General features: G+C 57.0%; 10 protein-coding genes. 9 read left to right on the forward strand and 1 reads right to left on the reverse strand.

Features of this window, described 5'->3' with window-relative positions:
- Positions 1-84 precede the first annotated feature (84 nt).
- The 7 genes from B3B59_RS03965 (at position 85) to B3B59_RS03995 (ending at position 7,291) form a co-directional block, all read left to right on the forward strand.
- Positions 85-411, forward strand: a complete 327-nt coding sequence (locus B3B59_RS03965) for a YqcC family protein (protein WP_286808126.1) — start codon at positions 85-87, stop codon at positions 409-411.
- Positions 408-1,196 (forward strand): tRNA pseudouridine(65) synthase TruC, encoded by a 789-nt coding sequence (truC, locus tag B3B59_RS03970; RefSeq protein ID WP_040074234.1) that lies wholly within the window; start codon positions 408-410, stop codon positions 1,194-1,196. The genes B3B59_RS03965 and truC overlap by 4 nt, the downstream gene beginning before the upstream one ends.
- Before the next feature lie 10 nt (positions 1,197-1,206).
- Positions 1,207-1,653, forward strand: coding sequence for a flavodoxin (locus B3B59_RS03975; protein ID WP_286808128.1), 447 nt, complete (start codon positions 1,207-1,209; stop codon positions 1,651-1,653).
- Positions 1,654-2,014: 361 nt separating this feature from the next.
- Complete coding sequence (gudP, locus tag B3B59_RS03980) at positions 2,015-3,370, forward strand: MFS transporter (RefSeq protein WP_207292329.1); 1,356 nt, start codon at positions 2,015-2,017, stop codon at positions 3,368-3,370.
- Positions 3,370-4,710 (forward strand): glucarate dehydratase family protein, encoded by a 1,341-nt coding sequence (locus B3B59_RS03985; protein WP_263616797.1) that lies wholly within the window; start codon positions 3,370-3,372, stop codon positions 4,708-4,710. The genes gudP and B3B59_RS03985 overlap by 1 nt, the downstream gene beginning before the upstream one ends.
- Positions 4,711-4,726: 16 nt before the next feature.
- Positions 4,727-6,064, forward strand: a complete 1,338-nt coding sequence (gene gudD / locus B3B59_RS03990; protein WP_040074238.1) for a glucarate dehydratase — start codon at positions 4,727-4,729, stop codon at positions 6,062-6,064.
- Positions 6,065-6,151: 87 nt separating this feature from the next.
- A complete protein-coding gene (locus tag B3B59_RS03995) occupies positions 6,152-7,291 on the forward strand; it encodes a glycerate kinase (protein ID WP_286808132.1) in 1,140 nt (379 codons plus the stop codon).
- A gap of 23 nt (positions 7,292-7,314) precedes the next feature.
- Here the strand turns inward: B3B59_RS03995 and barA are convergent, their stop codons facing one another.
- A complete protein-coding gene (gene barA, locus B3B59_RS04000; RefSeq protein ID WP_286808134.1) occupies positions 7,315-10,074 on the reverse strand; it encodes a two-component sensor histidine kinase BarA in 2,760 nt (919 codons plus the stop codon).
- A 57-nt stretch (positions 10,075-10,131) separates the two neighbouring features.
- On the opposite strand from barA, the gene rlmD reads away from it, so the two are divergent.
- Positions 10,132-11,433: a 23S rRNA (uracil(1939)-C(5))-methyltransferase RlmD gene (rlmD, locus tag B3B59_RS04005; RefSeq protein WP_286808135.1), complete on the forward strand. Its 1,302-nt coding sequence runs from the start codon at positions 10,132-10,134 to the stop codon at positions 11,431-11,433.
- Positions 11,434-11,480: 47 nt separating this feature from the next.
- On the forward strand, positions 11,481-13,715 hold the full coding sequence (gene relA / locus B3B59_RS04010) for a GTP diphosphokinase (RefSeq protein WP_046886160.1): 2,235 nt from the start codon (positions 11,481-11,483) through the stop codon (positions 13,713-13,715).
- Positions 13,716-13,747 lie beyond the last annotated feature (32 nt).

Consider the following 13,747-nt stretch of genomic DNA (forward strand, 5'->3'; position numbering starts at 1 on the left):
CACTGTTTTTACAGTGCTCCCTTTTTTTATTTCTGCGCGGTCTTTGCTATGCTGCGCGCCGTTCAGATTTTCAGTGGAGGTGATATGACCCATCACGAAAGCGTGCGCGCGCAGTTGCACGCACTCGAAGCCCTAATGCAGGCGCAGCAGCTCTGGCAAACAGCGGCGCCAGCGCCAGAGGCGTTTGCCAGTACGCAGCCATTCTGCCTGGACACCCTGGCACCGTTTGAGTGGCTGCAGTGGGTAATGATCCCCCGACTGCACGCACTGCTTGATAGCAGCCATCCGCTGCCGCAAGCTTTTGCCGTTGCACCCTATTACGAAATGGCGCTGGATGCCGCCCACCCCGCACGCGATGCGCTGCTGGCGGAACTCGAGGCGCTCGACGCCCTGTTCGGCGGCAAAGCATGATTGAAATCCTTTATCAGGATGAGTGGCTGGTGGCGGTGAACAAGCCCTCCGGCTGGCTTGTGCACCGCAGCTGGCTCGATCGCGATGAGAAAGTGGTGGTGATGCAAACCGTGCGCGACCAGATTGGGCAGCACGTATTTACTGTCCATCGTCTCGATCGCCCTACCTCTGGTGTCCTGCTCATGGGGCTTTCCAGCGAGGCCGGGCGCCTGTTGTCGCAGCAATTCGAACAGCATCAGATCCAGAAACGTTACCACGCTATTGTGCGCGGCTGGTTAACGGAGACGGCAACCCTCGATTACCCGCTGGTGGAAGAGCTGGATAAAATCGGTGATAAATACGCGCGCGAAGACAAAGACCCGCAGCCTGCGGTGACGCACTATCGCGGCTTTGCCACCACCGAAATGGCTGTGGCTACCAGTAAATTCCCCACTACCCGATACAGTCTGGTGGAGCTGGAGCCCAAAACCGGGCGCAAACATCAACTTCGTCGTCATCTGGCCCACCTCCGCCACCCGATTATCGGCGACAGCAAGCATGGCGACCTGCGCCAGAACCGCAGCGCCGCAGAACATTTTGGCTGCAATCGTCTGATGCTGCATGCCAGCCAGCTGAGTCTGACGCATCCTTTCACCGGCGAGCCGCTGGTTATCCGCGCCGGGCTGGATGAGGTATGGATGCAGGCCCTGTCACAGTTTGGCTGGCGTGGACAACTCCCCGAAAATGAAAGGGTTGAGTTTGCTGCCGCCAACGTTCAGGATGAACAGCAATCGCATTCAACGTAGGGAGTCATGTATGGCTGAGGTCGGAATTTTTGTCGGCACGATGTACGGCAACGCGCTACTGGTCGCCGAAGAGGCCGAGACCATCCTTGGGGAGATGGGCCATAAAGCGACGGTGTATGAAGATCCTGAGCTGGCCGACTGGCAGAAGTATCAGGGGCTGTATGCGCTGGTCGTCACGTCCACTACCGGGCAGGGCGATCTGCCGGACAGTATTGTTCCGCTGTTCCGGGGGCTTAAAGATCTGGGATACCAGCCTGAGATGCGCTACGGCATTATCGCGCTCGGAGACAGCAGCTACGCCAACTTCTGTGGTGGCGGTAAGCTCTTCGATGCGCTGTTACAGGAGCAGAGTGCTAAGCGCGTGGGCGACATGCTGATGATTGACGCCGCCGAGCATCCTGAACCCGAGAGCGAATCCAACCCCTGGGTTGAACACTGGGGCACACTTCTCGGCTAAAGGTTGGCCCTCCCGCGCCGGGAGGGCTTTCTATTGCGTCAAGCGACCTGTTTCACATTCTTCTCTTTCTTCCCCCCACTTTTTCACTTCAGCCACGTTTCCGTGAACTGCCTTCCATTGGGTTGGGCTTATGCCAAAAACAACCTGCATGCGATCCGCCAATGTTGTGGTGTTGCACGGTGAGGGAGAGGTTGTCCCTTTCTTATACTTTTCTCGCCAGTTAAAAAATATGCAGCCAACAAGGCAAATATGACCTTGAGTACAAAAACTGCAAAACACTAACACGTCATTCTGATTACCCTACAGGTTGTGCTGTTCAGAATGAACGTAGCGATAAAAGCTATGATTCAGGAGTGCAACAATGAGTACATTTAGCCACGCGGCGAGCAGCGCTGAGAAGCGCACTAACGCTCGCTACTGGATAGTGGTGATGTTGTTTATCGTCACATCCTTTAACTATGGCGACCGCGCCACCCTGTCAATTGCCGGTTCAGAGATGGCAAAAGATATCGGGCTCGATCCCGTCGGTATGGGTTATGTTTTCTCTGCTTTCTCATGGGCCTATGTTATTGGCCAGATCCCCGGCGGCTGGTTGCTTGACCGCTTCGGCTCCAAACGCGTCTATTTCTGGTCCATCTTTATCTGGTCCATGTTTACCCTGCTGCAGGGGTTCGTCGATATCTTTAGCGGTTTTGGCATTATCGTTGCGCTCTTTACGCTGCGCTTCCTGGTCGGGCTGGCAGAAGCGCCATCGTTCCCGGGAAACAGTCGAATCGTGGCGGCCTGGTTCCCGGCGCAGGAGAGGGGAACGGCGGTGGCGATCTTTAACTCGGCGCAATACTTCGCCACGGTTATTTTTGCCCCGATCATGGGCTGGCTGACTCACGAAGTGGGCTGGTCGCACGTGTTCTTCTTCATGGGCGGACTGGGGATCGTAATCAGCTTTATCTGGCTGAAAGTGATCCACGAGCCGAACCAACACCCTGGCGTGAATAAAAAAGAGCTGGAGTACATTGCTGAAGGCGGCGCGCTGATCAACATGGATCAGAAAAGCGAGAAAGTAAAAGTACCGTTCAGCCAGAAATGGGGGCAGATCAAACAGCTCATCGGCTCGCGCATGATGATCGGCATCTATCTGGGTCAATACTGTATCAACGCCCTGACCTATTTCTTTATCACCTGGTTCCCGGTCTATCTGGTGCAGGCGCGCGGCATGTCGATTCTGAAAGCGGGTTTTGTCGCCTCTGTTCCGGCGGTCTGCGGCTTTATTGGTGGGGTACTGGGCGGGGTCATTTCCGACTGGCTGATGCGTCGTACCGGTTCGCTGAATATTGCGCGTAAAACCCCCATCGTACTGGGCATGCTGCTCTCCATGACCATGATCTTCTGCAACTATGTAAGCGCCGAGTGGATGATTATCGGCTTTATGGCGATGGCCTTCTTCGGCAAGGGCATCGGTGCGCTGGGATGGGCCGTCATGGCCGATACCGCGCCGAAAGAGATCAGCGGCCTGAGCGGCGGTCTGTTCAACATGTTCGGCAATATCTCCGGTATCGTTACCCCGATTGCCATTGGTTACATCGTGGGAACCACGGGCTCCTTTAACGGCGCGCTGATTTATGTGGGCGTTCATGCTCTGGTCGCCGTACTGAGCTACCTGGTGCTGGTGGGAGATATTAAACGTATTGAACTGAAACCTGTGGGAGAACGCGCCTGATGAACACTCAAGCAAGCCCCATTGTGACGGATATGCAGGTTATCCCTGTCGCCGGCCAGGACAGTATGCTGCTGAATATCGGCGGTGCGCACCATGCTTACTTCACCCGTAACATCGTGGTGCTGACGGATAACGCCGGGAATACCGGCGTCGGTGAAGCGCCGGGCGGCGAAGTTATTTATCAGACGCTGGTGGATGCCACTTCGCTGGTGGTAGGGCAAGAGGTCGCCCGCCTGAATAAAGTGGTGCAACAGGTACATAAGGGCAATCAGTCAGCAGATTTCGATACCTTTGGCAAAGGTGCCTGGACCTTTGAACTGCGGGTCAACGCGGTGGCGGCGCTGGAGGCCGCGCTGCTTGATCTGCTGGGGAAAGCGCTGCATGTGCCGGTCTGCGAACTGCTTGGTCCGGGCAAACAGCGTGATGCGGTCACGGTGCTGGGTTATCTGTTCTATGTCGGGGATCGCAACAAAACCGATCTGCCTTATCTGGCGCATACGCCTGGCAGCCATGACTGGTATCACCTGCGCCATCAGGAGGCGCTCTCCAGCGAGGCTGTGGTCCGCCTGGCCGAGGCGGCGCAAGATCGTTACGGTTTTAAAGATTTCAAACTGAAGGGCGGCGTGCTGCCGGGCGAACAGGAGATCGACAGCATTCGGGCGCTGAAAAAGCGTTTCCCTGAGGCGCGAATCACCGTGGATCCTAATGGAGCCTGGCTGCTGGACGAGGCTATCGGGCTGTGTAAAGGGCTGGGGGATGTCCTGACCTACGCGGAAGATCCGTGTGGCGCAGAGCAGGGCTTCTCCGGACGCGAGGTGATGGCGGAATTTCGCCGCGCCACCGGGCTGCCGGTGGCCACCAACATGATCGCGACAAACTGGCGTGAAATGGGTCATGCGGTGATGCTGAACTCGGTCGACATCCCGCTGGCTGATCCCCATTTCTGGACCCTCTCCGGCGCAGTGCGCGTTGCGCAACTGTGCGACGACTGGGGCTTAACCTGGGGCTGCCACTCCAATAACCACTTTGATATCTCGCTGGCGATGTTTACCCACGTGGGGGCCGCCGCGCCCGGTAAGCCGACCGCCATCGATACGCACTGGATTTGGCAGGAGGGCGATGCGCGCCTGACCAAAAATCCTCTGGAAATTAAGAACGGCATGATTGCTGTTCCGGATGCGCCGGGTCTCGGCGTAGAGCTTGACTGGGATCAGATCCATAAAGCCAATGCGCTGTATAAAAAGCTGCCTGGTGGGGCGCGTAATGACGCAGGCCCGATGCAGTATCTCATCCCCGGCTGGACATTTGATCGCAAACGCCCGGCGTTTGGTCGCCACTGATTAAAAGGATTGAAATATGAGTACTTTTTCTACCCCTGTCGTCACCTCCATGCAGGTTATCCCGGTCGCCGGCCATGACAGCATGTTAATGAACCTGAGCGGCGCACATGCCCCGTTCTTCACCCGTAACATCGTGATCATTAAAGACAACGCTGGCCATACTGGCGTGGGTGAGATTCCGGGCGGTGAGAAGATCCGCAAAACGCTGGAAGATGCGATTCCGTTGGTGGTGGACAAACCGCTGGGTGAATACAAAAACATCCTTAACGTAGTACGTAGCACCTTTGCCGATCGTGATGCGGGCGGGCGTGGTCTACAAACCTTTGACCTGCGTACGACCATCCATGTGGTTACAGGGATTGAAGCGGCGCTGCTGGATCTGCTCGGTCAGCACCTGGGCGTCAACGTTGCCTCGCTGCTGGGCGACGGTCAACAGCGCAGCGAAGTGGAGATGCTGGGCTACCTGTTCTTTGTGGGCAATCGCAAACTGACCCCGCTGCCGTATCAAAGCCAGCCGGATGAGAAACTCGACTGGTATCGCATCCGTCACGAGGAGGCGATGACCCCGGATGCGGTGGTGCGTCTGGCAGAGGCAGCCTATGAAAAATATGGCTTTAACGATTTCAAACTGAAAGGGGGCGTGCTGGCTGGCGAAGAAGAGGCTGAGGCCATTACCGCACTGGCAAAACGTTTCCCGCAGGCGCGCGTGACGCTGGATCCCAACGGGGCCTGGTCGCTGGAAGAGGCCATCCGCATTGGTAAACAGCTGAAAGGGGTACTGGCCTACGCGGAAGATCCGTGCGGTGCCGAGCAGGGCTTCTCAGGCCGTGAAGTGATGGCAGAGTTCCGCCGCGCGACGGGCCTGCCCACCGCAACTAATATGATCGCTACCGACTGGCGTCAAATGGGGCACACGCTCTCGCTGCAGTCGGTCGATATTCCGCTGGCCGATCCGCACTTCTGGACGATGCATGGTTCCGTGCGGGTGGCGCAGATGTGTCACGAGTTCGGCCTGACCTGGGGTTCACACTCCAATAACCACTTCGATATCTCGCTGGCGATGTTTACCCACGTGGCCGCGGCGGCACCGGGGACGATTACCGCTATCGATACCCACTGGATCTGGCAGGAGGGGAACCAGCGTCTGACCAAAGAGCCGTTTGAGATCAAGGGCGGGATGGTGCAGGTGCCGTCGAAGCCGGGTCTTGGCGTTGAACTGGATATGGATCAGGTAATGAAAGCCCACGAGTTGTATCAGAAGCACGGGCTGGGCGCGCGTGATGACGCGATGGGCATGCAGTATCTGATCCCGAACTGGACGTTTGATAACAAACGCCCCTGCATGGTGCGTTAAGCCGCATGCCGGTTCCTGACGGGGCCGGCATCTCCTCCGATTATTCGGGTGTAAGCTAACGAGAGTTAACAGGCGTAAGGACGGCTTATGAAAATAGTGATTGCACCGGACTCATACAAAGAAAGTTTGAGTGCTCTGGCAGTCGCAACGGCGATTGAGCAAGGTTTTTGCGAGATTTTTCCCACGGCAGAGTACGTCAAACTGCCGGTTGCTGATGGCGGTGAAGGCACCGTCGAAGCAATGGTGGCCGCCACTCAGGGCGAAATTGTTCACGTGCGCGTAACCGGGCCGCTGGGCGAAAGCGTTGAGGGGTTTTATGGCCGCTCGGGTGACAAAGAGAGCGCCTTTATTGAAATGGCTGCGGCGAGCGGCCTTGAACTGGTTGCCCCTGCTCAACGTAATCCACTCAAAACCACCTCCTGGGGAACCGGAGAGCTGATCCGCCATGCGCTGGATGCGGGCGTTAACCATATCATTATCGGCATCGGCGGCAGCGCAACCAACGACGGCGGTGCCGGTATGGTGCAGGCGCTGGGGGCGAAGCTTCTTAACGCGCAGGGTGAGCCAATTGGCCCCGGCGGCGAGGCGCTGGAGAACATTTCACGCATTGATATTAGCGGTCTGGATAAACGGCTGGCCGGGTGCCGCATTGATGTGGCCTGTGACGTGACCAATCCGCTCACCGGCAAGGAGGGGGCTACCGCCGTCTTTGGCCCACAAAAAGGGGCGACCCCTGAGATGATCGCGCGGCTGGATAAGGCGCTGGAACACTATGCGCAGGTGATCGCCCGGGATCTCGACGTTGATGTACTCAGCCTCGAAGGCGGGGGGGCTGCGGGGGGGATGGGTGCCGCACTCTACGCGTTCTGTGGTGCGCACCTGCGCCAGGGAATTGAGATCGTGACCGACGCGCTAGATCTTGATCGGCAGGTAGCCGATGCGGATCTGGTGATCACCGGTGAAGGGCGCATCGACAGCCAGACCATTCACGGCAAAGTGCCCGTCGGCGTGGCGAAAATCGCTAAACGTTACAACAAGCCGGTTATCGGCATCGCCGGCAGCCTGACCGCCGACGTGGGCGTAGTACATGACCACGGACTGGATGCCGTCTTTAGCGTCCTCTATACCATCTGCACGCTGGAAGAGGCGCTGGAAAACGCCAGCGAGAACGTTCGCATGACGGCCCGCAACGTTGCGGCGGCAGTGAAAGTGGGAATGGGAGCCTGAGCTCCCTTTGCTCCCGCTGGCGTTTACAACACCAGAATTTTGGTGGCTTCCCGCGTGACGTTATCCATCTCATCCAGCAGTTCCAGAAACTCAGGCTCCAGCTCGCTTTCCGGGGTGCCGGAACGTAATTGCTGTTCCAGTAGCTGACAGAGATTTTTCAGACGCGGTACGCCGCTATAGCCGCAGCTGCCATGCAGCTTATGGATGGCTTCAAGCAGATCCGGCGGATTTTCTCCAACCAGTTGTTCTTCCACCTTGTTGCGAATTTCCGGCAGGAAAGCGATCAGCATTTGCAGCATCTCCCTGGCGAGATCCGGTTTCCCCGCCGCCTGGCGTAATGCCAGCTGCCAGTCGAAGGTAGCGTTATTGTTTATCGCCGGCTCCGGGCTTTCAGGCGGGGCAATCCAGCTAGTGGTTGTCGGGCCGGGCTTGTAGCGCAGCAGCAGGCTATGCAGCTTCTCTTCATCGATCGGCTTGGCCAGATAGTCATTCATGCCTGCGCCGAGCAGCTTCTCCTTCTGTCCGGCCATCGCGTGCGCCGTAACGGCAATCACCGGCGTTTGCTGCTGGTGCGGCAGTTGACGAATTAGTTCGCAGGCGCGGATGCCATCCATGTCGGGCATCTGAATATCCATCAGAATCAGATCAAACTGCATCTGCCGGGCGCGCTCCACCGCTTTTGCCCCGCTTTCGCACAGTTCAATATGCTGTACCTGATCTTCCAGCAGTACGCCAATAAGCTTCAGGTTTGCCGGGTTATCGTCCACCGCCATCACCGTCATCGACAGCTTGCTCTCATCGTTCACCAGCGGCACGGCATAATGATTCAGACGACAATATTCAGTCAGTGCTGGCAACAGGCGCGTGGAGGTGAGCGGTTTTAACAGACAGGCCGCGGCGCCGTCATGCTTCAGCTCTTCGGCGTTAATCTGGGCGTGGCAGGGGAGAGCTAACAGCAGGTAATCGGTCATGGACGCGGCTTTTGCCAGCCGCTCCTGCTGCATGGTCAGTTCACCGGTAATGGTCACCGGGATCCCCATCAGTAGGATATCGTAATGGTCTTGCGGCAGCGCCGAGAAGGTCGGGCTGTAAATCACCTCCAGCGGGGTGATGCTGAGCACATCCAGCGTGCTCTGAGCCGCGGCGGTATTCGGCTCAACGTAAGCCAGCCGCTTGCCCCGCAGGCAGTCCATGACCGGGCCATCGGTCACCACGTTGGGGTTAAGATCGAGATTGATATGGAACCAGAAGGTGGAGCCCCGGCTCGGCTGACTGTGGAAGGAGATATCCCCGCCCATCTCTTTCACCAGCTTCTGGGTGATGACCAGACCCAGCCCGGTACCGCCATGGCGCCGCGAGATGCTGGCATCCGCCTGACGAAATGCCTGGAACAGCCGGGACTGATCGCGCTCAGGAATGCCAATGCCGGTGTCGCGGATCTGTACTTCTATCTGCACTTTAGTATTACTGAGCGCGCGTTTCTCCACCAGGACGTCGATATTGCCGCTTTCGGTAAATTTAATGGCATTGCCCACCAGATTCGTGATCACCTGCTGTAGGCGCAGCGGGTCGCCAATCACGTTGTCCGGCACATCATTCTTGATGTTCAGCGTTAACTCCAGCCCCTTATCATGGGAGGAGTGGGCCAGTAGCGTGACCACTTCATCCAGCGTGTTACGTAGCGGGAAGGGGATGCTCTCCAGAATCAGCTTGCCCGCTTCCAGCTTCGAGAAGTCGAGCACATCGTTAATGATAGTCAGCAGGTTATTCGCCGAACGCTCGATGGTATGCAGATGATCGCGCTGGGTTGGATTAAGCTCCGTTTTCAGCGTCAGGCGGGTAAAGCCAATCACGCCATTCAGTGGCGTACGCAGCTCGTGCGACATATTGGCCAGGAACTCAGATTTAATGCGCGCCGCCTCCTGGGCACGCTTTTTGGCCAGATCCAGCTCGACGTTCTGGATCTCCATCTGTTCCAGGGTTTCACGTAAATCAGAGGTGGCCTGGTCAACGTTGTGCTGCATCTCCTCGTGGTAGGCAGCCAGCGACATCGCCATGGAGTTAATGCCGTTTTTCAACATATCCAGCTCGCCGAGCATAAATCCTTCAACGCGGCTATCAAGCTGACCCCGACGAATACGGTCAACGGTGTTCACCATGTTGCGGATAGGGCTGGTCACGTCGCGCATCAGGCGCCAGCCAAAGATCAGGGCGATACCGATACAGAAGAGCATCATGACCGAGGAGATGAAAATTTCTTTGTACTGCTGGAGCCGCACGGACTTAAGATCCAACTCCAGCGCCACATATCCCAGCATATTACTGCTGGTTTTCGCATCCGATACGGCGGATTCATCAGGCGAATAGCTTTCGGAGATAATCGGGGTGCGTAAAATCATGGTATCGCCGCGGCGCACCACGCTCAGCCTGCGGGGAAACGGCGTGTTATCCGGGATTTTCAGCGTGCCAGGATCAAGGTGGAAATTTGAGGTCACGAACAGACGGTTATGTTCGTCATAGACGGAAATGGCTCGCACGATCTCCGAATGACGCCGGTGTAACACGCTAATAAGCTGGCCGATTGACTCGCGATTTTGCAAGTTCATACCGTATTCACTGGAGACGGCCAGCGGTTCGATAATGCTGGCTCCTGCGTCTTCCAGCTGACGCTGCAGGTCATGATAGCGGTGCACAACAAAGAAGATGCTCAGAAGCAAACCGATGAGAACGGTCGGGGCGAGGATCAAAATCATCATGCGCGCACGCAGGCTGTAGTTGGTCATGGAGTTCCGTTATGGGACAATTAGAGTCAATAAGTTCATACGAGATAAATCCCGACAATGGCGCAATTCTACTCTGCAAAGCGACGCGTGACGACGCGTCAGATCATAACTGTTGATGTCACCGACCTTGATCCCTTCGGTCAGGGTGTGGCGCGCCATAACGGTAAGGCGTTATTTATTCCGGGTTTATTACCGGGTGAACGGGCGGAAATCACCCTGACGGAAGAGAAACGTCAGTATGCCCGCGGCCAGGTAAAACGCCGCCTGAATGATAGCCCCGAACGCGAAATCCCGCATTGTCCGCACTTTGGCGTCTGTGGCGGTTGCCAGCAACAGCATGCCAGCATTGCCCTGCAAGAGAAAAGCAAAAGCAGCGCGCTGGCGCGTTTATTGAAAAATGAGGTCAACGAGATTATCGCCGACAAGCCCTGGGGCTATCGGCGTCGTGCGCGGCTGAGCCTTAACTATCAGCCGAAAACAGAACGCCTGGAAATGGGTTTTCGTAAAGCCAACTCCAGCGATATTGTTGACGTCAAACAGTGCCCCGTTCTTGCGCCCCAACTTGAGGCATTGCTCCCCGCGGTGCGCGAATGTCTCTCCGGACTGGAGGGTGTGCGTCATCTCGGCCACGTTGAGCTGGTGCAGGCGAACAACGGGCCAATGATGGTCTTGCGCCATACCGCTCCGCTCAGTGCGAAAGATCGCGAAAAACTGGAACGCTTTTCGCATTCCCATCAGCTTGCGCTTTATCTCGCTCCGCAAAGCGAGATACTTGAGCAGCTTAGCGGTGAAAGCCCCTGGTATGATTCAGACGGGCTACGCTTAACGTTCAGCCCACGCGATTTTATTCAGGTCAACGACGGGGTTAACCAGCAAATGGTGGAGACCGCAATGGCCTGGCTTGACGTTCAGCGTGACGACCGGGTGCTGGATCTGTTTTGTGGAATGGGTAACTTCACCTTGCCGCTGGCTACGCGGGCACAGAGCGTGGTGGGGGTCGAAGGGGTGGCAGCGCTGGTGGAAAAAGGGCGTGACAATGCCCGTCACAATGAGCTGAACAACGTGACATTCTTTCATGAGAACCTGGAAGAAGATGTTACGCAGCAGCCCTGGGCGAAGCACGGTTTCGATAAAATCCTGCTCGACCCGGCACGCGCTGGCGCGCCTGGCGTGATGCAGCATATTATTAAACTCGCGCCAACGCGCGTGGTTTATGTCTCCTGCAATCCGGCGACGCTTGCCCGGGATAGTGAGGCATTATTGCGTGCGGGTTACCAAATTACGCGTCTGGCAATGCTGGATATGTTCCCGCACACTGGACACCTGGAATCCATGGCGTTGTTTGAGCACATCGATTAGTTTCGGCTTGTCGAATTCGACAGGCACGGTCCCAAAAGGAGAGGACAATGGTTGCGGTAAGAAGTGCACATCTCAATAAAGCTGGTGAGTTTGACCCACAAAAATGGATCGCAAGTCTGGGGATTTCCAGCCAGCAGTCGTGTGAACGCTTAACCGAAACCTGGGCCTATTGTCTGCGCACCACCCAAGGGCATCCCGATGCCGAGCTGCTGCTGTGGCGCGGCGTAGAGATGGTGGAGATCCTCTCCATGCTGAGCATGGATATTGACACTTTGCTCGCCGCCATGCTCTTCCCGCTGGCCGACGCCGAGGTGGTCTCCGAAGAGGTGCTGCGCGAAAGTGTCGGGAAGTCGATCGTCTCGCTGATACACGGCGTACGTGACATGGCGGCTATCCGCCAGCTTAAAGCAACCCATACCGACTCCGTCTCTTCCGAACAGGTCGATAACGTTCGCCGTATGCTGCTGGCCATGGTAGATGACTTCCGCTGCGTAGTCATTAAGCTCGCCGAACGCGTGGCCCATCTGCGCGAAGTCAAAGATGCGCCGGAAGACGAACGCGTGCTGGCGGCGAAAGAGTGCACCAATATCTATGCCCCGCTGGCGAACCGTCTGGGGATCGGCCAGCTGAAATGGGAGCTGGAGGATTACTGCTTCCGCTACCTGCATCCGGCGGAATACAAACGTATCGCTAAGCTGTTGCACGAACGCCGTATCGACCGCGAACACTACATCGAGGAGTTTGTCGGCGGCTTACGTAAGTCGATGAAAGAAGAGGGCGTGAAGGCCGAAGTCTATGGCCGGCCGAAGCATATCTACAGCATCTGGCGCAAAATGCAGAAAAAGCATCTCGCCTTTGATGAGCTGTTTGATGTGCGCGCCGTGCGGATCGTGGCCGAGCGCCTGCAGGACTGTTATGCCGCGCTGGGGATTGTTCACACCCATTACCGCCACATGCCGGATGAGTTCGACGACTACGTCGCGAACCCGAAACCGAACGGCTACCAGTCGATCCACACCGTGGTGCTGGGGCCGGGCGGCAAACCGGTGGAGATCCAGATCCGCACCAAACAGATGCACGAAGAGTCCGAATTGGGCGTCGCCGCGCACTGGAAATATAAAGAGGGCACCTCAGGCGGGGCGCGTTCCGGCCATGAAGATCGCATCGCCTGGCTGCGTAAGCTGATTGCGTGGCAGGAGGAGATGGCCGACTCCGGCGAAATGCTGGATGAGGTGCGTAGTCAGGTCTTTGATGACCGGGTCTATGTCTTTACGCCGAAGGGCGACGTGGTGGATCTGCCCGCAGGATCGACCCCGCTCGATTTTGCCTACCATATTCACAGCGATGTAGGCCATCGCTGCATCGGCGCCAAAATTGGTGGCCGTATCGTGCCGTTTACCTATCAGCTGCAGATGGGCGATCAGATTGAAATCATCACCCAGAAACAGCCGAACCCCAGCCGTGACTGGCTCAACCCGAACCTGGGCTATGTCACCACCAGCCGGGGACGGTCGAAAATCCACGCCTGGTTCCGTAAACAGGATCGTGACAAAAACATCCTCGCCGGCCGCCAGATTCTGGACGATGAGCTGGAGCATTTAGGTATTCACCTGAAAGAGGCGGAAAAACACCTCCTGCCACGCTACAACTTCAACGAGCTGGATGAGCTGCTGGCCGCCATCGGTGGGGGCGACATCCGTCTTAACCAGATGGTCAACTTCCTGCAGGCACAGTTTAATAAGCCGAGCGCGGAAGAGCAGGATGCGGCAGCACTGAAACAACTGCAGCAGAAAACCTACGTGCCGCCGCAGCACCATAGCAAGGATAATGGCCGGGTGGTGGTTGAGGGCGTGGGGAATCTGATGCACCACATTGCCCGCTGCTGCCAGCCTATTCCCGGCGACGAAATTGTGGGCTTTATCACCCAGGGGCGCGGGATCTCCATTCATCGCGCGGACTGCGATCAACTGGCAGAGCTGCAATCCCATGCGCCGGAACGCATCGTCGATGCCGTCTGGGGTGAAAGCTACTCTGCGGGTTATTCGCTGGTGGTGCGGGTCTCCGCCAATGACCGCAGCGGTCTGCTGCGCGATATCACTACCATTCTGGCGAATGAAAAGGTCAACGTTCTCGGGGTTGCCAGCCGCAGCGATACGCGTCAGCAGCTGGCCACCATAGATATGACGATCGAAATTTATAACCTGCAGGTGCTGGGCCGCGTGCTCGGTAAGCTGAACCAGGTGCCGGATGTGATTGACGCGCGTCGTCTGCACGGCGGCTAACCCTTCTTTTTTGTAAGCCGGGTAGGGCGCGC

It is taken from the genome of Leclercia sp. UBA2479, assembly GCF_002341985.1.
In the GTDB taxonomy this organism is placed as follows: Bacteria; Pseudomonadota; Gammaproteobacteria; order Enterobacterales; family Enterobacteriaceae; genus Enterobacter; species Enterobacter pneumoniae.